General features: G+C 52.5%; 20 protein-coding genes. 12 read left to right on the top strand and 8 right to left on the bottom strand.

Annotated features, from left to right (window positions below):
• Positions 1–155: 155 nt before the first annotated feature.
• The 11 genes from NEA10_RS10810 (at position 156) to NEA10_RS10760 (ending at position 11,670) form a co-directional block, all read left to right on the top strand.
• Positions 156–1,142 (top strand): 30S ribosomal protein S1, encoded by a 987-nt coding sequence (locus NEA10_RS10810; protein WP_252659755.1) that lies wholly within the window; start codon positions 156–158, stop codon positions 1,140–1,142.
• Between the two features lie 236 nt (positions 1,143–1,378).
• The gene (locus tag NEA10_RS10805; protein ID WP_252659753.1) at positions 1,379–2,113 is read left to right on the top strand and encodes an HAD family hydrolase; all 735 of its coding nucleotides are present in this window, start codon (positions 1,379–1,381) and stop codon (positions 2,111–2,113) included.
• 14 nt (positions 2,114–2,127) lie between these two features.
• Positions 2,128–4,155, top strand: a complete 2,028-nt coding sequence (locus NEA10_RS10800) for a serine/threonine protein kinase (protein ID WP_252659751.1) — start codon at positions 2,128–2,130, stop codon at positions 4,153–4,155.
• Positions 4,156–4,340: 185 nt separating this feature from the next.
• Complete coding sequence (rplI, locus tag NEA10_RS10795; RefSeq protein ID WP_252659740.1) at positions 4,341–4,799, top strand: 50S ribosomal protein L9; 459 nt, start codon at positions 4,341–4,343, stop codon at positions 4,797–4,799.
• Positions 4,800–5,097: 298 nt separating this feature from the next.
• Positions 5,098–5,328 carry a photosystem I reaction center subunit IV gene (locus tag NEA10_RS10790; RefSeq protein ID WP_252659738.1) on the top strand — a complete coding sequence of 77 codons (231 nt, stop codon included), beginning with the start codon at positions 5,098–5,100 and terminating at the stop codon, positions 5,326–5,328.
• Between the two features lie 329 nt (positions 5,329–5,657).
• Entirely contained in the window at positions 5,658–6,539 is an 882-nt protein-coding gene (locus NEA10_RS10785; RefSeq protein WP_252659736.1) for a DNA-formamidopyrimidine glycosylase, read from the top strand.
• Positions 6,540–6,581: 42 nt separating this feature from the next.
• Entirely contained in the window at positions 6,582–6,809 is a 228-nt protein-coding gene (locus tag NEA10_RS10780) for an NAD(P)H-quinone oxidoreductase subunit O (protein ID WP_252659734.1), read from the top strand.
• 116 nt (positions 6,810–6,925) lie between these two features.
• The gene (mdh, locus tag NEA10_RS10775; RefSeq protein ID WP_252659732.1) at positions 6,926–7,921 is read left to right on the top strand and encodes a malate dehydrogenase; all 996 of its coding nucleotides are present in this window, start codon (positions 6,926–6,928) and stop codon (positions 7,919–7,921) included.
• A 33-nt stretch (positions 7,922–7,954) separates the two neighbouring features.
• Positions 7,955–8,926, top strand: coding sequence for an ABC transporter ATP-binding protein (locus NEA10_RS10770; RefSeq protein ID WP_252659730.1), 972 nt, complete (start codon positions 7,955–7,957; stop codon positions 8,924–8,926).
• 31 nt (positions 8,927–8,957) lie between these two features.
• Entirely contained in the window at positions 8,958–10,634 is a 1,677-nt protein-coding gene (locus tag NEA10_RS10765) for a hypothetical protein (protein ID WP_252659727.1), read from the top strand.
• 70 nt (positions 10,635–10,704) lie between these two features.
• Positions 10,705–11,670 carry a hypothetical protein gene (locus tag NEA10_RS10760; RefSeq protein WP_252659725.1) on the top strand — a complete coding sequence of 322 codons (966 nt, stop codon included), beginning with the start codon at positions 10,705–10,707 and terminating at the stop codon, positions 11,668–11,670.
• Between the two features lie 16 nt (positions 11,671–11,686).
• Here NEA10_RS10760 and NEA10_RS10755 read toward each other — a convergent pair whose 3' ends face one another.
• From NEA10_RS10755 to NEA10_RS10730, 6 genes are all read right to left on the bottom strand, one after another.
• Positions 11,687–14,431 carry a two-partner secretion domain-containing protein gene (locus NEA10_RS10755; protein ID WP_252659723.1) on the bottom strand — a complete coding sequence of 915 codons (2,745 nt, stop codon included), beginning with the start codon at positions 14,429–14,431 and terminating at the stop codon, positions 11,687–11,689.
• Between the two features lie 90 nt (positions 14,432–14,521).
• Positions 14,522–16,117 carry a B12-binding domain-containing radical SAM protein gene (locus tag NEA10_RS10750; RefSeq protein WP_252659721.1) on the bottom strand — a complete coding sequence of 532 codons (1,596 nt, stop codon included), beginning with the start codon at positions 16,115–16,117 and terminating at the stop codon, positions 14,522–14,524.
• Positions 16,118–16,389: 272 nt separating this feature from the next.
• On the bottom strand, positions 16,390–17,391 hold the full coding sequence (locus NEA10_RS10745) for an NAD-dependent epimerase/dehydratase family protein (protein WP_252659719.1): 1,002 nt from the start codon (positions 17,389–17,391) through the stop codon (positions 16,390–16,392).
• A gap of 106 nt (positions 17,392–17,497) precedes the next feature.
• Positions 17,498–18,559, bottom strand: a complete 1,062-nt coding sequence (hemE, locus tag NEA10_RS10740) for a uroporphyrinogen decarboxylase (RefSeq protein ID WP_252659717.1) — start codon at positions 18,557–18,559, stop codon at positions 17,498–17,500.
• Positions 18,560–18,791: 232 nt separating this feature from the next.
• Positions 18,792–20,039 (bottom strand): glycosyltransferase family protein, encoded by a 1,248-nt coding sequence (locus NEA10_RS10735; RefSeq protein ID WP_252659715.1) that lies wholly within the window; start codon positions 20,037–20,039, stop codon positions 18,792–18,794.
• On the bottom strand, positions 20,040–20,714 hold the full coding sequence (locus NEA10_RS10730) for an SH3 domain-containing protein (RefSeq protein WP_252659713.1): 675 nt from the start codon (positions 20,712–20,714) through the stop codon (positions 20,040–20,042).
• 315 nt (positions 20,715–21,029) lie between these two features.
• Here NEA10_RS10730 and NEA10_RS10725 point away from each other — a divergent pair, with 315 nt between their 5' ends.
• Entirely contained in the window at positions 21,030–21,749 is a 720-nt protein-coding gene (locus NEA10_RS10725) for a biliverdin-producing heme oxygenase (protein ID WP_252659711.1), read from the top strand.
• A 44-nt stretch (positions 21,750–21,793) separates the two neighbouring features.
• Here NEA10_RS10725 and queG read toward each other — a convergent pair whose 3' ends face one another.
• A complete protein-coding gene (gene queG, locus NEA10_RS10720; RefSeq protein WP_252659709.1) occupies positions 21,794–22,753 on the bottom strand; it encodes a tRNA epoxyqueuosine(34) reductase QueG in 960 nt (319 codons plus the stop codon).
• Between the two features lie 10 nt (positions 22,754–22,763).
• On the bottom strand, positions 22,764–24,083 hold the full coding sequence (locus NEA10_RS10715) for a sensor histidine kinase (RefSeq protein WP_252659700.1): 1,320 nt from the start codon (positions 24,081–24,083) through the stop codon (positions 22,764–22,766).
• Positions 24,084–24,215: the final 132 nt, after the last annotated feature.

Here is a 24,215-nt window from a genome sequence, read left to right as displayed (position 1 = left end):
TATGCTATTAGTCAATTCGCCTTCAAATGAAGGTGATGCGGTGTTTCGTCAAAGGAGGACTTGCTTGCAATCATCGCCCTGTCCGTTCAATTCTGTAACACCCATCAGCCGGAGGCAAACCTCAGTTATGGAGACTCAGTCCTAGGAAAACACGCATGGTCAATCAGAATACAACGCAAAGAGATGTCGGTTTCACTCACGAAGATTTTGCCGCATTACTCGACAAGTACGATTATCACTTCAATCCCGGCGATACCGTAGCAGGGACGGTATTTAGTATAGAGCCAAAGGGCGCTCTGATTGACATCGGTGCTAAAACCGCTGCTTACATCCCGTTACAGGAAATGTCAATCAACCGCGTCGAGTCTCCCGACGAGGTCTTGCAAGCCAACGAGACGCGGGAATTTTTCATCCTCATGGATGAAAACGAAGACGGACAACTCACCCTTTCCATTCGTCGCATTGAGTATATGCGCGCCTGGGAGCGGGTTCGCCAACTTCAAGCCGAAGATGCAACTGTTCACTCCGGTGTCTTCGCCACAAACCGAGGTGGAGCATTAGTTCGCATCGAAGGATTACGGGGCTTCATTCCCGGATCTCACATCAGCACTCGTAAACCCAAAGAAGACTTAGTGGGTGAAGATCTACCCCTGAAATTCTTGGAAGTCGATGAAGAGCGTAACCGCCTCGTCCTCAGCCACCGTCGCGCCTTAGTTGAGCATAAGATGAACGGCTTAGAAGTCGGCGAAGTCGTCGTCGGAACCGTGCGCGGCATCAAACCCTACGGGGCCTTCATCGACATTGGTGGTGTCAGCGGCTTACTGCACATTTCCGAAATCTCCCATGACCACATCGACACTCCCAGTAGTGTCTTTGACGTCAATGACCAACTCAAGGTCATGATCATCGATCTCGATGCCGAACGGGGTCGGATTTCTCTGTCCACCAAGCAACTTGAACCCGAACCTGGGGACATGGTGAAAAACCCTCAGTTGGTGTACGAAAAGGCCGAAGAAATGGCTGAGAAATTCCGCCTGCAAATGGAAGCCAAGGCCCAGGGGATCTCTCCGGAAGAACTCGAAGCGCAAAATGCTATGGACTTGGAGGAAGACGACGAAGAGATGGTCTCTGCCGCCGACTAATCTCTCCCCGTTACATCCCAATCCCCGCTTGAGGAGAGTCTCCACCCCTCTCCCAAGCGCTCATATTTGCCAAAAAGAGGGACTCAACCCCTCTTTTTTCTTGCCCAATCTCCCCGATGGCTGAGGCAAGCGGTGCGTTCGGGCAAGTTTGAGCTGAGTGGTCTTAGCCTAACCTTGATTGGAGCCAGAACGCACCCTACCTGTGCTTAACCCCTCTATTCCCTGTTCCCTCCCCCATGAACCTCTCCTGCGGTCCCAAAACCTTCAAAAATATTCGCGCCATCATCTTTGACAAAGATGGCACACTTCTGGATACTCAAGACTTTCTGCGCCGCCTAGGGATTGACCGAGCGCGACAATTAGACGCTCAAATTCCCGGTGTGGGTGAATCCCTGCTGATGGCTTTTGGCATTGAGGGCGATCGCCTTGACCCCACTTATCTCCTAGCTGTGGGGAGTCGCCAAGAAAACCTCATCGCCGCTGCTGCCTACGTGGCCGAAACGGGACGCAGTTGGGCTGAATCCCTGCAAGCCGCGCGCACCGCCTTTGACGAGAGCGATCGCCTCTTCCAAGATGAAGACACTTCCCCCCTCTTCGTCGGCTCCCTAGAGGTCCTATCCCACCTCGCCGACGCGGGATTTAAACTGGGGATTCTCTCTGCCGACACCAATGCACGAGTTCATCAATTTGTGCAAACCTGTCAACTTGACGATATTATCCAAGTCAAACTGGGGGTTGACGACGGCCCAAGTAAACCTGACCCGAGATTATTTCAACAGGCCTGTACCGCCCTAGGGGTGCGCCCAGAGGACGCTATCATGGTAGGAGACTCCCCCTTGGATATCGAGATGGCCCAACGGGCCGGTGCCGCCGGAACCATCGGCATTTGCTGGCATAGTCAAGACCATCGTCACCTCAGCCAGGCCGATGTCACCATTGAACAACTCGATCAACTCCAAGTTGTTGCCTAAGACAACCTGCAATCATGCAACCCCCTCTGTCCCCAGATACTCTGTTACAAAACCGCTATACCTTAGTTCAAGTCCTAGGACAGGGTACCTTGGGCCGAACCTACCTCGCAAAAGATGGCGGGCGTTTTGAGTGCCCATGTGCCATTAAAGAGTTTGCCCTCCAGCTCAACGATGCTACAGAACATCAGGCTAGAGAACTCGCCAAAGCCAAAGAACTGTTCCAGCGAGAAGCCGAAGTTCTCTATCAACTGCAACATTCCCAAATTCCTCAATTTCAAGCCATTTTTGAGGAAAATCAGCGGCTATTTTTAGTTCGGGATTATGTGGAAGGGCAGACCTATCAAACCCTACTACAAGACCAAGGTCCCTTTAGTGAAGCGGATGTGCGGCAGTTCCTCCAAGATATCCTGCCGGTTTTAGACTATATCCATCGTCAGGGGATTATCCATCAGGACTTATGTCCAGAAAATATTATTCAGCGTCAGAGCGATCGCCTACCCGTTCCTATTGACTTTGGGGTGGTCAAAGAACTTGCCACGCAACTGCAATCTGTACAAACTCAGATACAGTCCCCGGAGACAAGTCTCCAGCAAGACACCAGCCTCCAACCCCCGGTCTCATTCTCTCAGGGAGATTTGAGGACCAACATCGGATATGCTCCCCCAGACCAACGTGAGAGTGGACGAGCTTATCCCCATAGTGACCTCTATGGGTTAGCTGTGACGGCGATTGTTCTCCTGACCGCTAAGCCTCCCCAAGATCTTTATGATGCGGCCGAATCTCGCTGGCTTTGGCAGGACGACTGTGCCGTGAGTGAAGAACTGGCGGCTGTTCTCAATCAAATGTTGAGCGATCGCCCCGGAGAGCGCTATCTCACCGCCCCAGACGTTCGGGCTGCTCTCTTCACCGGAACCGCTACCGCCCCCGTCCCGCCCCCCAGGGACGCCTCTCCCAATCCCCCCAACAGTCTCCCTTCCGTTTTGCCCACCGTCATGGTTAGTCGCGCCCCAGACACCGTGGCCTCAACGTCGGGGGGCGATCGCACAGACATTGCAAAACCCCAAGTCAGTCCAGCCCCTCCCCACTCTCGCCGGGCTTCCATTCCTCCAGCCAAGCCCTCCCTATGGGACAATCCCATCGTGGTGATTCTGGTCTCAGCCCTAGTCGCCCTAATTGCCGGTTGGAGCGTCTGGACCTTGATAACGGCCTTTAGTCGTCCCCGAGACGAACCCACCGCCGAACAACCCGCGACCCCAGAGGCAACCCCAGACCCCACTCCCGAACCCACCCCCGCCGTGAGCTATAGCGAGATCAATCTCGCGGTCGGTAGTCGCTTCCGATCCCAAGGCCGGTTAAGGAACAACGCCATCTATAACTACCGATTCGGCCTCGACGGTGGGACTGAACTGGTGGCGTTTCTAGAACGAGAGGGGGTGTTGATGACCCTCTTAGACCCGAGTGGAAATCCCCTAGATGGGCGATCGCAGCGAGTCTCAGGTTGGCAAGGTTTCATCCCCAACGACGGTCAATATACCATTCAACTGCAAACCGTCAGCGGCTTACCCGAAGGAGAATATATCCTCGACGTACAACTTAACGCAGCCACCCCAGAGCCTACTCCTGAGCCTACTCCTGAGCCTACTCCTGAGCCTACTCCTGAGCCTACTCCTGAGCCCACCCCAGACCCCACTCCCGAGCCCACCCCAGACCCCACTCCCGAACCCATTCCCGAACCTGAACGTCTACAAATCCCCTCAGGACAAACCGACGTTCAAACTCAAGGGACTGTCACCCCAGAGCGTCCCCAGCGCTATCTTGTCAATGTCGGGAGTCGACAAGTTTTTGCCGTAGAACTCTTCCCCATCAATGGTGATGGTCGAGATGTGGTGTTTACCGTTCGTCGTCCCGACGGTCAAAGTATTGCCGGTGCTCAGGGAGTTGTCTATTGGAACACCCGCGTTGCAGAAGGGGGAGATTATCTCATCGAAGTCTCAGCCCCCCACACCAGTCCCTATGAACTGAGCATTAACATTCGTGACTAGGCCCTTCCCTACCCCATTTAGGGCTGACCCATCCAGGTTTGCCAGAGCTTCCTGAACACTATAGAATGGAAGATCGGACTTCCAACGGGGTCGAGTCATCTGTCCCGCAGCTCAAACCTAAGAGCAGAACGACCCCACAGCTGAGTCTCAGTTCATCCACCCTACCGTTAAGCCTAGAAAATATCATGAAAAAGCGAGTCCAACTCCTTCTCCAGAAAGACGTTCGTAAACTCGGCAGAGCAGGAGATCTCGTCGATGTAGCCCCGGGCCATGCGAGAAATTATCTAATTCCCCAGAAAATTGCCATCCCAACGACTCCCGGAGTCCTAAAACAAGTTGAAATCCGCAAACAGAAAGAGCAAGAGCGCCTAGCCCAACTCAAACAAGAGGCCGAATCTCGGAAAACCGCCTTACAAACCATCGGCAAGTTCACCATTGAGAAACAAGTCGGCGAAGGGGAAGCTATTTTCGGAACAGTTACGGATCGTGATCTAGCCGCCGCCATCGAAGCCGCCACCAGTCAAGAGGTAGACCGCCACGGCATCACCCTACCCGAAATCAACAAAATTGGTGTCTACAAGGCACAGGTGAAACTCCACCCCGAAGTCACCGTTGAAGTTGACGTGCAAGTGGTTCCGTTGTAATAAGAGGGAACAGGGAACAGGGAACAGGGAACAGGGAGAGAGGAGCGTACCACACGTGTCCTCTCTCCCTGTTCTTCCTCTGTGTCCTCTGTGACTCCGTGGTTCCCCCATTCCCCCTTCTCCCCCTTGCAACAAAACTTAAAGCGCCAAACTCCCCTAGAGGCCAGAGTCAGTAGTACCCTGGAAAATAATCCTTTCACATGAGTTTGTGGGGTTAGGGCGTTCAGACGGAGTCGTCCATCTGAATCCTGACTGCTGCCTCTGATTGGATTCAATTACAATCAACAGAGAAAAAACTATGATTCAACGTGGTTCTAAGGTGCGGATTCTCCGTAAAGAATCCTATTGGTATCGGGATGTCGGAACCGTTGCTAGCATTGACCAGAGCGGAATTCGTTACCCGGCGATCGTTCGCTTCGATAAAGTGAACTATAACGGCTTCAGTGGTTCAGCTGGTGGTGTGAACACCAATAACTTCGCCCTTGAAGAACTGGAGGAGGTTGCTCCCCCCGCCAAGAAGAAGAAATAATAAATCAACTTGACCATCACGCTAAAGTTTTAGCGTTAGGATGGCAGGACAGGGGTTAGCGTTTGTCGGCAAATCGCTAACCCCTTTGTTGTTTAGGGAACAAGGCAAGAGGCAAGAGGGTTACCACAGAGGCATAGAGGACAGGTCGGAAGAGGCAAGAGGCAAGAGGCGATCGGGTATTTTTTTGTAGCTTGCGACACATAATATAAGACAGTTCATCATATTAAAACCCTGTGTTTTCAAGTGAGTTTGGGCTGTAAACTGTTTATAACAAACTGTCTAAAATAAATCTGGATTTTTGATGGTTGGTCTTTCTAGTGAGGCGACTTGTGCCAGAACTTCCTGAAGTTGAAACTGTACGTCGTGGCTTAAATGCCCATACCTGCCAGCAACGGATTTGTGGAGGGACTGTTCTCCTCAACCGCAGTCTGGCCAGTCCCGCTCATGCTAATGACTTTATCGAGGGGATGCAAGGTCAATCCATTCGAACTTGGCATCGGCGGGGGAAATATCTCATTGCTCAACTGGGTGAGGATGACTCTTGCGATCGCCTCGGTCCCACGGCGGATGGTTGGTTGGGGGTCCATCTGCGGATGACGGGACAGCTTCTGTGGTGCCATCCTGAAGACCCCTTAGAGAAACATACCCGAGTCCGCTTATTCTTTGAGGGCGATCGCGAACTGCGGTTTGTTGATATTCGCACCTTCGGCCGCCTCTGGTGGGTTCCTCCTCACACCTCCCCACATACCGTCATGACGGGCCTCCTCAGTTTAGGGCCTGAACCCTTCAGCCCTGAGTTTTCCAGCGATTACCTCATTAGCACCCTCGCCAATCGCCGTAAACCCATCAAAACTGCCCTCCTTGACCAAACTATCGTCGCCGGAGTGGGTAACATCTATGCTGACGAGAGTTTATTCCTCAGTGGGATTCCCCCCACCCGCCTCTGTAGCCAACTGACCCCGGACGAGATCGATCGCCTACGACAACAGGTGATCGACGTTCTCAGCCAAGCCATTGAAGCGGGGGGAACGACGTTACGGGATTTTCGGGATGTGACGGGTATCAATGGCAACTATGGCGGTATGGCTTGGGTGTATAACCGCAACGGACAACCCTGTCGTCAATGTGGGACCCCCATTGCCCGAATTAAACTGGGGGGGCGATCGTCCCATTTTTGTCCCTCCTGCCAGCCTGACCCCAAAACGCCCTAAAATGGTCAGACGACAGACTCTATCGACTCACAATCACCCCTTATGGCACCAGCAAAGAAACTCAAACGCGGCTCCTTTGTCCGGGTTGTCCGCGAAAAACTCCTCAACAGCGTCGAAGCCACCGCCAGTGATACCCGCTTTCCCCCTTATATTTTCGAGACGCGGGGCGAAATTCTCGAAACTGAGGGAGACTATGCCTTAATCAAGTTTGGGGTGGTTCCTACGCCCAATGTTTGGCTTCCCCTGGAACAACTCGAAGCCTTCGAGTAGAGAATCTATAGGGGAGTTGTCCCCAGGTGGCGGTTCGAGACTGTTCAGGATGGACATTCGCCCCTTCGAGACATGGCAAAATAAAGTCTGGAACCGTCCCCAAGCCTGAAATTTGTATGAATCCTGCTTCCGAACCGAGATTTTGCGCCAATGGCCAACGTCAACCCCGTGTCGCCGTCATTGGTGCTGGTAAAGTGGGCAGTACCCTGGCCCAGCGGGTGGCGGAGAAGAATCTCGCTGACGTGGTGTTGCTTGATATTGTTGAAGGCTGGCCTCAGGGAATTGCCCTGGATTTGATGCAGGCCCGAGGCTTGGAGGGACACGATCGCACCATCATCGGCACCAACGACTACGCCGATACTGCTGATTGTGATGTGGTGGTCATCACCGCTGGACGACCCCGCACCCCAGGCATGGATCGCAGTGATTTAATTAAAACCAACGCCAGTATCGTCGTCAACGCGGCGAAGGAAGCGATCGCCCAGTCTCCCAATGCCATCTTTATCGTCGTCACCAATCCCCTCGATGTGATGACCTATCTGGCCTGGGAAGCCACCGGCCTACCTCAGCAGCGAGTGATGGGGATGGCGGGGGTTCTCGACTCCTCCCGTTTACAAGCCTTCATTGCCATGGAATTAGGTGTGTCGATGCAGGATGTAGAAACCCTGGTTTTGGGCAATCACGGGAAACAGATGATTCCCCTGGCCCGCTATTGCACCGTTAAAGGGGTTCCCCTGCCGCAAATGACCGACGCAGAAACCATTGAGCGACTCATCGATCGCACTCGGCATGGGGGGAGTGAAATTGTTGGACTGATGCAGCGGGGAGGGGCCTATTTTGCCCCTGCTTCCTCCATTTATGTGATGGTGGAGAGTATTTTGTGCGATCGCAGCCGTGTGGTGAGTGCGGCGGCCTATCTGCAAGGAGAATATGGCATTGAGGGACTCTTTCTCGGCGTGCCTTGTCAATTAGGGCGCGAGGGTGTTAAAACCGTCATAGAACTCCCTCTAGAGGCAACAGAACAACAGGCTTTTATCGATTCAGCGGCGACGGTTCGCCAGAATATCGAAACCGCTCAAACCCTTCTAGCGGGGAATTCTCAAGACGGATAATGACTTGAGGAGGACTCCCCGAGACTCCGAATCATGTCAGATATCCCTGCCCCCGAGTTGGCGATCGCCACCCGTAATCTCAGCAAGCAGTTCGATCGCCTTCTGGCGGTCGATAATGTTGACTTAGAGGTAGCCGATGGGGAAGTCTACGGACTCATTGGTCCCAACGGTGCCGGGAAAACCACCCTGATGCGCATGTTGGCGGCCATTGAAGACCCCACCACCGGCGACATTTACCTGCAAGGAGAACGACTCGACCCCGATCGCCCCAACCCTCGCCTCAAACGCTACTTAGGCTATCTCCCCGATGATTTTCCCCTCTACGACGACCTCACGGTTTGGGACTATCTCGACTATTTCGCCCGCCTTTACGACCTGCGGGAACCCGGGCGATCGCGTCGTCTTCTGGAAATCCTGGATTTAGTCCAACTCATTCCCAAACGAGACAGCCTTATCGCCACCCTCTCCCGAGGCATGAAACAGCGACTGAGTTTAGGACGAACCATTCTCCACGAACCGGTTTTACTCCTCCTCGATGAACCTGTCTCCGGTCTCGATCCCATCGCCCGCCAGCAATTCCGGGAGATTATCCAAGTCGTCCGAGAAGCCGGGATGACCGTGTTGATTTCCTCCCATATTCTCAGTGACCTGGCCCAACTCTGTAGTTCCATCGGCATTATGGAACTCGGCTGTTTAGTTGAAAGTACCTCCATTCAGGAGTTGTATCAGCGGCTGAGTCAGCAACGGCTTCAAATCTCCCTCCTCGGGGATAACCTCGCCAAGAGTCTCGACCGGGCGATCGCCGAACTGCGTAACTGTCCCCAAGTTGAAAGTTGGACCGTGGGCGATCGACAACTGACCGTTCACTTTAACGGCAATGAAACCGACAGTGCTAACCTGCTACGACAACTTATCCAGGCTCAAGTCAACCTCTACCAATTCCAGATTGAAACCGATGACCTAGAAGACATTTTCCTGCAACTGGGTCATCAACAAACCTCATAACCTTACCCCCAATCTTCGCAAAACTTGTATCATGTACAACCGAATTAGTGATGCCAACCCACAATTGATGCGAGAAATCAAAGGGCGTTTCAAGAAGCCCAAAATTCTTCTCGCCCTCAGTCTTTCCCTGATGCTACAAGGAATCGTCTTACTTCTCTATTGGATACGACTTCCCCGCCCAGGGATTCAAGTTTATAATCGTTATTGCTACTCAGAGTCCGCCTCTACCCTTTCGGCACCTATTCAGTTCAATCCTTCTAGATCAGAGTGTCTTAAGGATGCCGCCGAAAATATTATCATCAACTGGGATCTTTGGTGGTTTAATGTTAGTTTAGTCTTGTCCGCAGTTGGGGTCACTGCCTTGCTCATTGTGGGACTATTTCTCTTAATCAATAACCTCATTGAAGAGCAAGATAAGGGGACCCTAAACTTCATTCGACTTACCCCTCAACCCGGCTCTAACATCGTTTTTGGGAAACTCCTCGGAGTTCCCTGTCTTCTCTATCTAGGAATTGCGGCGGCGCTTCCCCTCCATGTCTTTGCCGCCACCCATGCTGGCTATTTTCCCGGCGACATTCTCCGATTTTATAGCTTAGTCGCCGCTGGCATCTTTGCCATCTACAGCCTGACAATGCTCTACGGCATGAGTGGTGGAAAACAGCCTCTTGTCTTTTCCCTTGTCCTTGGCAGTCTTCTCTCCTATTTGAGCCTAGTCGCCCTATATTACCTATTTCCCCTCAATCAGTTTAACCGTCCAACAGACCAGGGAATTTGGTTTAATCTAAGCCTGCTAAAAACCCCCCTATATTCTCAAGTATTTTGGACTGTATCTTGTATCATTGTTTCTGGATTTATATTTAAGATGATTTCCAGGCGCTATCAGAAACCAAACTCGACCCTCATCACCAAAAAACAAAGCTATATCGTTTGTGCCGTTTACAACCTTTATGGTTTGGGCTTTCTGGTTGGGTACTTAAACCATGTGGCATCCCAGCGAAGCCTACGAGTCAGCCTAGAGGCGTTGACGATTTATAACATTGCCCTACTCCTATTTCTCCTCGGCTTAGCCCTAAGTCTCTCCCCCGACCGTCAAAACCTACAAGACTGGGCACGATATCGCCATAGCCTAGTTCAACCAGAAGGGAAGCCCCGATATTCCCTGCGACGGGATTTAATCTGGGGTGAAAAAAGTCCCTCAATCGTGGCCATGGCCATTAACCTGACCCTATCCCTCGCCACCCTGGGACTAGGAATCTTGACCTGGAATCATCAATTTTTAGAGCGAGAGGAAGGTCCATTTCTCTTCAGCATCGGCATTTTAATTCTCTTCGGTTGGTTAGCCAGCTACAGTGTGCTAGTGCAATGTCTCTCCTTCACCTCCACCGGCAGCAACCATCAATGGGTCATGAGACTTGCGTTAGTCCTGTTAATCCTTGGCCCTCCCATCTTAATGGTGTTATTCGAATCACGGCAGCCAAATACTCTTGATAGCTGGCCGTTGTTCGTCTTTGGGGCCAGTCCCTGGCTGGTGGAGTCTCCCGAGCTATGGACGAAAGCGCTTCAGTTTCTGTTGGCTCAAGCCTTGGGGATTGGACTGATGGTCAGTCTGTTCACTTATGAACTCCGACAAGCGGGCCAATCAGAATTGAAGCGATTGATGAGTGATTCTCCAGTCCAAACCGTGAAAAAAGAGCCTAAAGGGAGTTGAGTCTTGCCAAGCTTCCATAATGTATTGCTATAATTGAGTTAACTCTTTTTTTATCCCAATAACTCCCCATATGGCGCTTTCCTTTGTGCGTTCTGGGTCCCTGGCGGCCTTAGTTCTGAGCCTTGCATCCGGCTGTCGCGCAACCGTCACTTTGCCCGAATCCCTAGACTCATCTGCTGCTCCTCCCGTCTCAGAGTCCGTGAGTCAGGCTACTCCAAACTCCCCCAATCCATCCCGGGAACCCATCGCCTCAACCGTTGGACAAACCGTTGGACAAACTGTTGGACAATCCTTAACCGCTGGAACCCACTGTTTTGAAAGCCAGGTTGTCCGAGCCGGGGAGTCCTTCAGCTATGTCTTGCGGCTCAGTGTTGACGGGGATAGCTCCGTCACTGGAGAACAGTCTGTCGGAGAAGTCGCTAGCCCCGAAGACCCTGGACTCAATACCTTTTCTGGCATTATCGAGGGGGAAACCCTGTTGATTAACCTCTGGAATATCTTTAATCAGGGGGCTAACCCAATCACCTGGCAGGCTAACCGACAGCAGATTGATACGGGGTATCTCGTCTATGATGCGGTGGACTGTCAGACGGTGGCTCTACGTTTCTCTGACAGTGGCCCCACAAGCGATTCAGACTGGGGTACTCAGGAAGACTCCAATGACTGGGGTCAGGACTATCGCCCTAGCGCCTCCGATGTTCTGGGTTGGGCCGATGAGATCACCGTCAAGCTAATTGAGTTTGCCCCTGGGGCCACCGGCGTTGAGTTTGAGGACGAGGTAGGGCGTAATGAGGTGATTGTCTATGAAATCGAGGCTCGGGGCGGCCAGTATCTCTGGGCGCAACTGAGGATGCACCCAGAGTCGGTGATGCTGAGTATTCTCTCGCCATCTGGGGAGATTTTAGCCCGAGATGCGGAGCAAGCGGAGGTGCTGTTACCCAGTTCTGGAGTCTATCAGGTGGCCGTCGCTGGTAATCCAGGCTTTAATCCCACCGTCAATCGCTTTTTCTATGACCTGGTGCTAGATATTCGCTGATTGACCGGTTGAGGCATTAAGAAGCACCACAGGGGCGATCGCGCCGTTGGGGACGACCGAGCCACAGGCGACCATCGGCCGTTTGTTGAATCCCCTGGGCCTCTTGAATCGGCTGCCCCAATTGCCAAGTTTCGGGCGTTGGGGCAGTATCCGACGACGCCGGATGGGCAGAGACGGTCTCTGAGTTTTCCTCTCTCCCCACAACCCCCAGCAGAGAATAGCGCCCCGCCGATGCATCAAAGGGAGTTTCCGGTAAGCCGCCAGTTCCTGTCACTGTGAACTGTCCCGCCGCCGTCCGTCGCGTCAAACAACTATCGGCCACAAGCTGGTCAACGGGGATGAACTCACTGGCCAGCTCCACGAGAGACGAATCCAGTTGCCTATCCGGACTCGCAATTTCCACCAAACCACTAAACTCTGCCCCCCGTTCTGAACTGGCCGTAATATCACTTTCATCGGTGAGGCGATCGCGCACCCGAGTTCCAAACACCCCCTGAGCGGAAATTTGCACCTGTCCCCCCGCCCCCTCCTGAGCATTAGCGGTAATATCACTATTTTCCAACGCCAACAGGGTGGCCGTATTAATTTGGATATTCCCGCCTGTCGCGGCCCCAATCGCATTAGTCGAAATAGAACTCTGATTCGACAGCCGTAAATCTTCAGAGGTGATGGAGATATTTCCCCCCACATCCGAGGCTGTTTCTGCCACCAAACGACTCCCATTGACTAACTGCAAGCGAGGAGCCTCTAAGGTCAAATTTCCGCCCCGTTCCCCCTCTCCCACACTACTGACCACAATCTGTGCTCCATTCTCCAGGCGTAACTCCGGGGTCACCACCGTCACATCTCCCGCCGCTCCCAACACATCGGCTTCTGAGGAAGGAATGGGGGATGGGAGCCGTTCTAGGGTCGAATCTGAGCGTAACCCGCTGCGCAAGATAAGTGGTTCGCCATCTCCATTCGTGGTCGTCACTCCCCCAGAAATCAGTACTGAGTTTGAGGCTCGAACGGTCAATCGTCCAGCAGCACCGCTATCGGAGGTAGAGGTTAACAACTCCGCCCCATCTCCCAAGATAAAACGCCCCGTGGTAATTTCAATATCGCCGGCGGCCCCACCTCCTTCACTACGACTGGCGATGTTAGCCGGGTTATTCCCCACCGCACTAATACCACGCACCTCCACGCGATCGCGGGCCCGAATCACAATCGTCCCCGCTTGGGCTTCCCCGAAAGTCACCGTCCCAATCGATCCTCCATCCCGTATAACAATCTCTCCCGCCTCCAGGTTAATGGTTCCGGCACGAGTGATCGCCTGAGAAAAGGCATTCGAGCCAATTCCAGAATTAAACAAACCATTGGGAGTGGTTCCTGCAATCTCGATGGTATCCCGGGCCTGGAGATTGACGGTTCCCCCATCTCCACCCCCAAAGGTCGAGACAAAAATCCCCCCTCCATCCCCAATAAAAATAGTCCGAGCCTGGAGATTCACCCCCCCAGCATTGCCATTGCCGAGGGTTTCAGCAATCAGTTGTGAGCCATCTAACACCAAGGACTCGCTAATCTCAGCATTAATCATCCCTCCCTGCCCCTCAGCCACGGTTGTGGTGGAAATAAATGAGGCATTGGTCAATTGCAGAGAAGTTGCCCGTAAATTGATATTCCCCGCCGGGCCATCGGCAAAGGCCATGGCATATAAGCCAATCCCTACCTGTTGAGGCGTTTCAATGGCATCAAGGGAAAACAGGCGCTCCAAACTAGACTGCAAATCTCCCGCCCCGTCAACGAGAATGTGATTCGCCACTATATTCAGGTCTCCTGATCGCCCAGAGCCAAAACTTGAGGTCGAAATTAAGGAATTATCAATGACTACCAACTCCCCCAACTCCAGATGAATGCCTTGGCCATCACCGGCCCCGTAGGTATCCGCCAGAATTTGCGAGTCATTCTGAACCCGAAGGCGATCGCCCAGCAGCCAAATTCCCCCACCCACGGGGCCACTGGTATCCAGTAACGCCCCATCACTGAGCAAAATCCGCCCCTGCATCTGGCCCGACTCCAAACCCTCCTCCATTCTCAGGGACAACCGGCCATCCGCCACCGTCGCCAGCACAATCTGACCATCCACCACCCTGGCCCGTCCCCCCAGCATCTCCACCTGACCGCCACTGAGGGACAAGGTCGCCCCGGGATTGAGGCTCAGGCCAACAGATTCCCCTTGCTCATTGAGCGCCTGAGACCGGTTCACCACCGGCCCTGAATTAGAACCGAACCCCAACCCCACCGGAACCGTCACAGAGAGGACGCTAGATGAGCCATTAGCAGCACTAAAGCGACTCCCATCGGCAAATTCGATAAATTCACCACTACTCCCGTAAAATGAGCCGCCTAGGTTTAATTGAGCATTCTCACCAAAGAGAATTCCATTGGGGTTGAGGAGAAATACATCGGCCCCGCCTTGAGCGGAGAGGCGGCCGTCTAAGTTGGAGGGAAGATTTCCGGTGACTCGGCTAAAAATGCGTTGAATCTCAGGGCTGTTCTCAAAAATGGCCTCCATTCCCAGAGGAATCGAGAACTGCTCAAAACTATGGAACAGATTTCCCTCAGCAGCGGTTCCTCCCTGAAGGCGCAGTTGGTTCCCATCAGGACTGACCTGGGAGGGATTGGGAAGGGTCTGATCGGGGGTAATTTGGGCCAAACTCGCTGAAGGAGAAACAGCCAGTAGTAGTAACAGAGACAGAGACGCAACGGAGGACGACTTCATGGGACAACCTCATTAAGACAACAGGGGGAGCCGGTTGAACGCTCCCCCATCTTACTCGTTGTCCCTATTCCTGTCGGCAATTTATTTCAATTAGCTTTGACGGGCACTTCCCACAGCAACGGGTTCCTCTTGTTCCTGGGCCAGTTGTTGTTGTCGCTGGAGATAGGCCTGTAGTTGCTCCTCGATGTCCCGACGCACAATTTCTCGATACTCTACAAAATGTTCCAGCAAGGCGCAGGAGACGAGATAGTTCACCAGCAAGCGAGGTTTGTGGCGGTAGATGTTAAACAGATGGGGCCAAAATGCCCAACGAGTTGAACGGACAACCCCTTGTCGCCATAAAATCGTCATCGCGGCTTTGACAATCTTAGGTGTGGTTTTACCGCGATTGGAGGCCACATGGCGGGGTTCAGCCATGGACATGAAATGACGATAGACCCGATTGAGATATTGCAAGGGATCATAGAGTTTGTAGAAGGCGCTGACATACTCCCGTGCGATGTCTTCAATGGGCCGGGTGGGGATGAAGTTCATCAGGTTGTTCTGGTTGCCCGAGCCTCCCATATCTTCCACCAGTCGCCCTTCTTGTTTCAGGCGCGTCATTAAGGCGGTGTTGGGGAGAACTTGCAACATACTCACCATTGCCGTGGGAATGGCCGTCTGTTCGACAAATTCGACAATGCGATCGCCCGCACCGGGTTTTTCGCCGTCAAAGCCGATAATAAAGCCCGCCATCACTCGCATTCCGGTTTCATTAATGCGTTTAACCGCCCCGAGTAAGGGGTCGCGGGTATTCTGGAATTTCTTGGTTAGGGATAAACTCTCCGCGTCAGGGGTTTCAATCCCCAGGAAGACGCTGCTGAAGTTGCACTCCATCATCAACTCCATCAGCTCCTCGTCGTTGGCTAAATCCACGGAAGCTTCCGTACTAAAGTGGAAGGGGAAGCCTTTAGCCTGCATCCAGGGTTGCAACTCCCGCAAGAGTCGCTTGACATTGCGTTTATTGCCGATGAAGTTGTCATCCACCATAAAGACTGGACCGCGCCACCCCAGGTCATAGAGACGTTCAAGTTCCCCAATCAGTTGTTGTGGCTCTTTGGTACGGGGTTTACGACCATAGAGAACGATAATGTCACAAAATTCACATTGATAGGGGCAACCTCGGGAGAACTGCACGGACATATTATCGTACGCATCCAGTTCCAACAAGTCGTAACGGGGAATCGGGGTTTCGGTCACATCGGGTTTTATCTCAGACCGGAACGTTCCTGAGGTTTCGCCTCGTTCGATGGCCTCGACGAACATGGGGAGGGTGAGTTCCCCTTCATCCAAGACCAGAAAGTCGGCCCCGGCCGCGTCTAGGTCTTGGGGTAAAGACGTCGGGTAGGGACCCCCGACAGCAACGAGTTTTTGGCGGCGTTTGGCTTCAGCAATTTGGGCGTGCATATCGTCTTTTTGCACGATCATTCCCGAGATAATGACAACATCCGCCCAATCCCATTCAGCATCACGAACTTCTCGGATGTTGCAATCCACCAGCTTCAGTTGCCAGCGATCGGGTAGAATTCCGGCAACGGTAATTAACCCCAAAGGCGGTAGAACGGCTTTGCGCCCTACCAGTTCCATTGCCTTATCGAATGACCAAAAACTTTGTGGAAAGCGAGGGTATACTAATAAAACCTGCATAAAAACGGAGTTCCTTAAGGGTTTATGTCAGGCTAACATAGATAACTGATTCTCAACAATTTGCAGGGGACAGTTGCTAGTTGAGAGTGGACAGTTGGGCATCTCAAACTGAAGTCCAATAGACTCCAGCTCCCCCGGCACTGAGGCTCAGCTTTCTATTTCTCCTTAACAAGGCAGGCAACTCTCGGCAACCGATAATGAGCCGTCAATCGGCTAAAAACATCACCATTCTAAACGAAAATCTATCAACTTTAAGCAAATTTATAATTTTCTTAATCTTCTGGGGAAGCCTGAGGGGATAAGGGAGCTTTGGCTTGAGAATGTTGTCCTAGACCCCGTTCTTTAAGTGCATCGGTTAGGGTTGGATAATGGACGGGAGAGTCAAAATCTTGACCTGTTACGGCATCTGTATAGGTGAAATCTCGGTACTCCAAACAAAACCGATCCCAAGCGGCCATCTGAACGACTCCGAAACGGACCAAACATTCCACGATCAGATCGGTTAGCCAACGATTCAGGCGCACGCGAAAGTAGACTGGTTTATTGAAATAGCGGCAGAGTTCACTCACCGCGCGGTCAACGGTATAGGGTTCGGTTCCTAACACATAGTGACGACGGGCTGAGGGCGGATTTTTGAGCAGATAGTGGACGACTTCAGCGATATCCTGGGCATGAATGAAGTGAAAACTGCCCTCGACGCTGATAAAGCGAGCAAGATTGAGCCATTTACTGACCTCCGGGAGACCTGCTGAGACATGAGAATAGGGTTTGTTCTCATCCCCCCCTAGGACAATCGTGGGGAACAGAACCGTCAGGCGATCGGCGATGGGCATCCGGTGCAGTTGATTGAGACAATCATACTTCGAGCGGATATAGTCGGTCCCCATGTGGGCCGCTGCCCGCAGAATCTCCCCGTCGCGGTTGAGGATACTGGCCGTGGAGAAGTAAATCACCTGTTCACACTGCTGTGGGTTGAGCAGATGCATGACCATACAGGTTTTTGTGACATTGATGTCAAAGGTTTCTTTGGGGCCTCCCCAGGCAGCGGCGGTGAGAATGGCACAGTTAATGGTTTCCAGAACCTCTTTAAAGTGATGAATCTCCCGTAAGTCGCCGTCTATAACATGAATCCCCGATCGTCTCTCAAGGTCTAGGTTAAGCTTTTGGCGATCGCGAACGAACAGATACAGTTCACAATCACTGTGAGCAATTAGAGTTTCAGCGATATAGTGACCAACACAGCCACTCGCTCCAGTAAGGAGGACTCGTTTCATCAGCAAGCATTTAGGGTGGAGAAACGACAGGGGGAATTAGCGTGATGCTCTTGAGATGGTCGCTGCACCGGACTGAGAGAGTCCGGTGCAGCGACCATCAACCCAGTTAAGCCATCGCGAGTAGCTGATCCGCTTGTTTAGCAGTTTCAAAGAAGAACGCCACATTCTCCTCTGGGGTATTGGGCAGAACCCCGTGACCTAAGTTTAGGATATGACCCCGATTGCCCGCCTTGCGAATCGTATCGAGAATGCGATCGCGGATAAAGTCCTTAGAACCATACAAGACTCCCGGATCAAGATTTCCCTGGACATGAATCTCCGGCCCCAACCGTCGGCGAGCGTCAGCCATATCCACGGTCCAATCCACACTGACGATATTCGCCCCCGATTGGCCCATCCGTTCTAACAAACCACCACTCCCTGTCACCAGGAGAATTAAAGGCGTATCGGGGTGAGTTTGCCGCACCTGCTCAAACACCCGTTTCTGATAGGGAAGGGCAAAGGTATCGTAATCTTGAGGACTCAGTTGTCCGGCCCAGGAGTCAAACATCTGCACTACCTGAGCGCCGCAATCAATCTGATAGCGGACATAGGTGGCGATCGCATCAGAGAGTTTCTCCAGTAACCGATGCAGCATTGTCGGTTCCGAAAAGGCCATATTCTTAATCACAGAATAAGTTTTCGAGCCTTTTCCTTCCACGGCATAAGCCGCCAGAGTCCAGGGAGCGCCCACAAAGCCCAACACCGTCGCTTCATTCTTCACTTCCTGCCGCAGCGTGGTGAGAATCGGTTTAATAAAGGGTAACGACTCCTCCGGATCGAGGGGATGTAACTGATTAACCTGTTCCAAAGAGCGAATGGGGGGGTCAATAATCGGCCCTTTACCCTCGGCGATATCCATCTCAATCCCGATTCCCGGTAAAGGGGTCACAATATCCGAAAAGAGAATCACCCCATCGGGTTTAAAGGCTCGCCAGGGTTGCAGAGACACCTCGATCGCCACCTCTGGAATCTCAGAACGTTCCCGGAAACTAGGATATTTCTCACGCAAATCGCGATAGGCTTTCATGTAACGTCCTGCCTGCCGCATCATCCAGACTGGGGGACGCTCCAGGGCTTCACCCCGCGCCGCTCTCAAGAGGTAGGGAATCTCCGCTGAACCCGTCATTATTAACGCTTCCTTCTAAAAACAGTGTTGAATTATCAAGGCTTAGCTTATCACAAAGGGGGAAGGGGCAAGGGGCAAGAGGAGGAGGAGAACCACAGAGTCACAGAGGACACCGAGGACCCGGAGGAGGGTAGGGTGTGTTCCGGCTGGCAATCGTTGTCAGCTTTGAGCATTGAATGGGAACTTGCCGGAACGCACCGTTCGCTAGGAAGCAAGCTAGGAAGCAAGCGTTTCATGATTTGAAGTCTAGTAAATCGACCAGTTTTTGGGCTGAACCGCCGCGACCAGAAACCTCACGTAGCTTTTGTCGCATTTGTTCGAGTTTTTCGGGATGATCTAGGAAATCCAGCACCGTGTCACCGATCGCACTGGGGGGAAATTGTCCGAGAAATTCGGGCACAATCTGTTCTCCGGCCCAGATGTTGGCCCAGGCGAGACGGGTTCCGCCGGATTGCCGTTTTAGCCATTGCCAGGCCAGCCAACTAAACAGTTGGGTAAACCCTGACCCCAGTCCGGGAAGGTTCGCCAAAAGTCCGGGAAGGCCATCCCAGGCTCGCATTACATCGAGGCGATGGGTGGGGAGGAGAACCACCATGGGAATCCCTAAAGCTGCTAGTTCGGCGGTGTTGGCCCCGACGGTGGTGATGCAGAGATGACAGTCTTTGAGACAAGGATGGGCCGGAACCTCTTGATGTAATCTTAGGCGGGTTCCTTGGCGGGTTTCTAGGTAAAACTGAGCCTCATCCTGGATGAGTTGGGCTGAGGTCCAGTTGAGGGCCGCTAGGGCGGGATTGGAGTCTGGGTTGGCATAGGCGGCCAGTTGCTCCAGCTCTAAACTGGGGGCAACGGGAATGACAAACTCTAGTTGCGGCCGCTGTTGCTGGAGATAATCGGCAATTTCTAGGGTGAGGGGAACCCCGAGACTCAGTTTAAGGGCTTTGGAACCGGGGAGAAAGCCGATGCGGCCGGGATGTTGGCTGTCTAGGGGGGGGAGGGGCGATCGCGCAACGGCGGCGTCCGCCATGAGATTGCCCACGGGATAGAGTTTGTGATGGTAGCGACGGGGGGCCTGGGCGATCGCCTCCGGGGTGGCCATGGCAAATCGATCCACCCAGGGATACCATTGGCCCTGCCATTCGGCATAGACGACGATACGATACCCCAGTCGTCGTCCAATTAAGACGGGAAAGAGGCGATCGCCCCCCAGGAATAACACCACACCCTCCTGGCCCCACTGCCAATTCTCAGCGGTTTTTCCCCAGAGTAAGAAGGGCCAAAAGGCCTCAGGCCCTTGTACGCGATCAACCTCAGGATAACTCCGGGCGATCGCCGCCTCTCGGCCGCTGGCGTGGGGACAGGGGGACAACACCAGTGAAATTCTCGCCTGGGGAAACTGTCGCCGGATTTCTGGCACAACGGGACGCACCCAGGTGGTGACTTCTCCTGGGCCGTTGGAAAGAATTAAGATATCAGTTACCAACTATCGACACATTCCTAAATTACTGACACCATCCCCAAAGCCATTCGAGACATAGCCATTGAAGGGAGCGGTAATCTCCACCCACTCACGACCATCGGCAGCGACAATGGTACGCAAGGGTAAACGAATCTGGAAGGTTTCTTCCACATCCAGACCCCCTAAAACTGAGCCATTTAATGAGGGGGACTGACGAACCGTTAAGCCTTCCGGCTGAATCACACGGCGACAGGAGCTACCCGTATCATTTTGGGGAGTAGCACTGGCCCGCTGGGACACCCTTGCTCCCGAACTTGAGGGCAGTTGAGCCCCCCAAACAAAGGCTTCACAGGCTTGAAGATGGTTCCGTCCCGAGGGGCCGTTGTCCACATAGCCCTCAGCGGGAAAACTGACCGCTAACCAAGTATTGCCTTCCGGACCGCGAATGCCATCGCTGTTAGGGGCCAGACGCAGACGTTCGTTAGGAGCTACATTGGCAATGGAACGGGAGTCAGGACGCGGATCGAGTCGGATCGCTAGTCCCTGATCTAAGTCCGGCGAGACTTGCCGACAGAGGGGATCAATTCCCTGAGCCACCAACCTAAGGGAAGATTCCGTCCGTGGACTTGCCAGGCTACTGGCACTCAAGGGAGCCAGCGTTAGGAGCAGGACTGATAAATAACCAGTGAGTTTCACCATAGAGAAGGCTCAACGAGGGGTTCGGCAATCCAGTATCCCCCAATTCTAGGCGCAATTGAGCCAGTTTCCAAGTCTGACTAGCTCTCGTCTTGGGCTAATGTCCTTGCCCCTATCTCCAAGCCCATAACCGGGGGCGATCGCCCTTAGCACCCGTTAAAAATTCTTAATAAAAATTCTCATCAAATCGATCTACGCTGAATCATAGCAGGTTAGGCGTTTTGTCTCAATTGTGCGCGACTTCTGTTGTCCGTGTGGTTCGTGACGGAACCTCATCATCGATACGCTGAGCAGAGAATTATAGCATTTTTATTTAGTATGACCAGTAATCTCGCGACAAAACTCCGGGAAGGCACGAAAAAGTCTCACACCATGGCTGAAAACGTGGGCTTTATCAAATGTTTCCTGAAAGGGACCGTGGAGAAAAACTCCTATCGGAACCTAGCGGCAAACTTCTACTTTGTCTACTCTGCCATGGAAGAAGAGATGGAACGCCACCGGGACCATCCCGTGTTGTCCCAACTCTACTATCCTCAACTAAACCGCAAGGAGAGTTTAGAACAGGATTTGCACTACTACTTCGGGCCCAACTGGCGTGAGGTGGTGAAACCCTCTGAGGGTGGACAAGGCTATGTCAACCGCATTCGGGAGGTTTCCAACAGTGAGCCGGAACTGTTGGTGGCTCATTGCTACACCCGCTATTTAGGAGATCTCTCCGGCGGACAGATTCTCAAAAACATTGCCCAGAAAGCCATGGGGTTACAGGATGGCGAAGGAACGGCGTTTTATGAATTCGCCGACATTCCTGACGAGAAAGCCTTTAAGAACGAGTATCGTCAAGCCATGGACAGTCTCCCCATTGACGAGACTCAAGCCGATCGCATTGTCGATGAGGCTAATGATGCCTTCCGACTGAACATGGTCATGTTTGAGGAACTCGAAGGGAATCTCATCAAAGCCATCGGCCAGATGTTGTTTAATTCCCTCACCCGCCGTCGTTCCCGCAACGCCAATGAGCCAGCGGCGGTGAATGGCTAAGTCTTAGAGGGATTAACCCACTCCCCCTTGTGCCAACCTCGTCCTTAATCGGGCGAGGCTTTGGCCTGTTGGCTATTACGTCGCCACATCGCTGGTTTAATGCGTCGCAAGGCTGAGGCCCGGAACCGTTGATCCCAGTCCTCCTCAGTCAGATGAGCTAATTCCGAGAGGCTGGGGTTTTGGTTTTGGGGATAGGGATAAAACTCCTCCACATCCGTGGCTTGAGCAAATCGCTGATTCCAAGGACAAACCTCCTGACAAATATCACACCCCGCCACCCAGCCGTTGAGGTTCTTGGCGATGTCATCCGGGAGGCGATCGCCCCGGTTTTCAATGGTGTGATAGGCCAAACAGCGATTCGCATCCACCACCCCAGGACGAACAATCGCCGCCGTTGGACAAGCCTCAATACAGCGGGTACAAGTGCCACAATGGTCTGTATGGGGGCGATCGCCCTCCAAGGGAAGATTCGTCAGCACTTCCCCCAGGAACACCCAAGAGCCATAATCTCGGGTAATCACATTGCCATTTTTCGCAATCCAACCAATCCCCGCTCGTTGGGCCCAGACTTTATCCTGAACCGGGCCCGTGTCGGCATAGTATTTCGCCTGAATCTCGGGATCAAACCCCTCCAACCAACGACAGAGGTGTTTAAGGCGGCGATGGAGAACCTTATGATAGTCCCGGCCCCAGGCATAGCGAGAGATTTTCGCCCCATCCTCATGCTCGGGCTGGGGGGAGTCGGTGTAATAGTTCAAGGCCACCGCAATCACCGATCGCACATTCGGCAGAACTTGGCGAATATCCTGGCGTTTCGGATTGGCCATCCAGGCCATATCCGCCTGATACCCTTGTTCCAACCAGCGTTGCAAATGATTCACCGCCTCCACTTCCCCCTCATCTGGTTCAGGGGAAACCACCGCGATTCCCACGCGATGAAACCCCAGATTCAACACTTCCTGGAGAATTTGGTGACGATTGGGGGTCTGAGAAAACTGACTCATTCGGACTTGATCAACGACTTGCGGCTTGGACTTCTCGGGAAGGGGGAGTGAGATCAGGTTGCATGGGGATCTCAATGATAAAGCCAACGCGATCGCCCTCCACCTCACAGGTTAAACGACCGCCATGGGTTTGGGTAATGATGTCATGGCTAATAGGTAACCCCATCCCCGTTCCGAGTCCTTGGGGTTTGCGAATGACACAGGAATCAAATAGATGTTCCCGAATCTCTGGGGGAATCGCTCCCCCATTATTGCGAATCTCGATGACAGCCATCTCTCCCATAACGGAAGTCTCAATCTCGATATAAGGCTGCCAATCTTCCCCTCGGTCTACTGCACAATTATCCAAAGCGTCAAGGGCATTACTAAGGATAGTCGTAAACACCTGATTGAGCTGTCCCCCACAACAGTCAATTAAGGGCAATTCCCCATAATACTTCCTCACCTGAACCTGAGGACGACAAGACTTCGCCTTGAGACGATTACTCAAGATTAAGAGGGTACTGTCTAGGCCCGCGTGAAGGTTCACGTCACTAAATTGATCATCCCCGGAGCTAGAAAACGTTTTGAGCGATTGAATAATGCCGTGAATCCGATTGGCTCCAACTGCCATAGAGTCCACCAGTTTCGGCAAATCCTCTCTTAGAAACTCAATGTCAATGTCCTCGGCAAAGGTCTTCACCTGGGGGTTCACATCTGGCATACAATTCTCATAGAGAGTTAAGAGAGCCAGTAAGTCCGTAATGTAGCCTCTAGCGTGAATCAGATTCCCATGAATAAAGTTGACTGGATTTTTGATTTCATGGGCTACCCCAGCTACGACCTGTCCTAAGGAGGACATCTTTTCGTTTTGAATCAGTTGAAGTTGAGCCTCCCGCAAACTCTCTAGTGCCTCAGAAAGTTGTGCGGTTCGCTCGTTAACCTGAGCTTCTAACTTGTGATTGAGATGATACAGCTGAAGATGAACATTGACCCGAGCCAACACTTCTTCTTGTTGAAAAGGTTTAGTGATATAGTCAACTGCTCCTAAATTGAGTCCCTTCACTTTATCGACCGTATCAGAGAGAGCCGTCATAAAGATAATGGGAATATCCGCCGTGTCTGGATTGGCTTTGAGCTGACGACAGGTTTCAAACCCATCAATCCCCGGCATCATTACATCTAATAAAATAAGATGGGGCGGCTTGTAACTGACCTGTTCTAAGGCAGTTTCACCATCGAGAGCAACGGCAACTTGATAATTAGCCGCTGTGAGTGCTTCAGACAACACCGCTAAATTTGTTGGGGTATCATCAACAACTAGAATTGTATCAAACTCAGAATTGGACATTAATTAAAATCAAAAAGATGACGACTAAAATCTGGGCTAACTCGATTAAATTTAGAGATACAGGAGAGCTTGTGCTTAGACAAAACCGAAAACAGGGTCTATCTGCTAGTCAGGTTACATCAATCATGGTAC

The sequence above is a fragment of the Phormidium yuhuli AB48 genome (genome assembly GCF_023983615.1).
In the GTDB taxonomy this organism is placed as follows: domain Bacteria; phylum Cyanobacteriota; class Cyanobacteriia; order Cyanobacteriales; family Geitlerinemataceae; genus Sodalinema; species Sodalinema yuhuli.
This window is presented reverse-complemented; position numbering and strand designations above follow the sequence as displayed.

Bases quoted from the DNA above. Each gene is read 5' to 3' on its own strand.
- NEA10_RS10810 (WP_252659755.1), top strand. From the start codon at position 156: ATGGTCAATCAGAATACAACGCAAAGAGATGTCGGTTTCACTCACGAA.
- rplI (WP_252659740.1), top strand. From the start codon at position 4,341: ATGAAAAAGCGAGTCCAACTCCTTCTCCAGAAAGACGTTCGTAAACTC.
- NEA10_RS10715 (WP_252659700.1), bottom strand. From the start codon at position 24,083: ATGTCCAATTCTGAGTTTGATACAATTCTAGTTGTTGATGATACCCCA.
- NEA10_RS10755 (WP_252659723.1), bottom strand. From the start codon at position 14,431: ATGAAGTCGTCCTCCGTTGCGTCTCTGTCTCTGTTACTACTACTGGCT.
- NEA10_RS10780 (WP_252659734.1), top strand. From the start codon at position 6,582: ATGGCACCAGCAAAGAAACTCAAACGCGGCTCCTTTGTCCGGGTTGTC.
- NEA10_RS10725 (WP_252659711.1), top strand. From the start codon at position 21,030: ATGACCAGTAATCTCGCGACAAAACTCCGGGAAGGCACGAAAAAGTCT.
- NEA10_RS10765 (WP_252659727.1), top strand. From the start codon at position 8,958: ATGTACAACCGAATTAGTGATGCCAACCCACAATTGATGCGAGAAATC.
- NEA10_RS10745 (WP_252659719.1), bottom strand. From the start codon at position 17,391: ATGAAACGAGTCCTCCTTACTGGAGCGAGTGGCTGTGTTGGTCACTAT.
- NEA10_RS10750 (WP_252659721.1), bottom strand. From the start codon at position 16,117: ATGCAGGTTTTATTAGTATACCCTCGCTTTCCACAAAGTTTTTGGTCA.
- mdh (WP_252659732.1), top strand. From the start codon at position 6,926: ATGAATCCTGCTTCCGAACCGAGATTTTGCGCCAATGGCCAACGTCAA.
- hemE (WP_252659717.1), bottom strand. From the start codon at position 18,559: ATGACGGGTTCAGCGGAGATTCCCTACCTCTTGAGAGCGGCGCGGGGT.
- NEA10_RS10770 (WP_252659730.1), top strand. From the start codon at position 7,955: ATGTCAGATATCCCTGCCCCCGAGTTGGCGATCGCCACCCGTAATCTC.
- queG (WP_252659709.1), bottom strand. From the start codon at position 22,753: ATGAGTCAGTTTTCTCAGACCCCCAATCGTCACCAAATTCTCCAGGAA.
- NEA10_RS10760 (WP_252659725.1), top strand. From the start codon at position 10,705: ATGGCGCTTTCCTTTGTGCGTTCTGGGTCCCTGGCGGCCTTAGTTCTG.
- NEA10_RS10790 (WP_252659738.1), top strand. From the start codon at position 5,098: ATGATTCAACGTGGTTCTAAGGTGCGGATTCTCCGTAAAGAATCCTAT.
- NEA10_RS10800 (WP_252659751.1), top strand. From the start codon at position 2,128: ATGCAACCCCCTCTGTCCCCAGATACTCTGTTACAAAACCGCTATACC.
- NEA10_RS10730 (WP_252659713.1), bottom strand. From the start codon at position 20,714: ATGGTGAAACTCACTGGTTATTTATCAGTCCTGCTCCTAACGCTGGCT.
- NEA10_RS10805 (WP_252659753.1), top strand. From the start codon at position 1,379: ATGAACCTCTCCTGCGGTCCCAAAACCTTCAAAAATATTCGCGCCATC.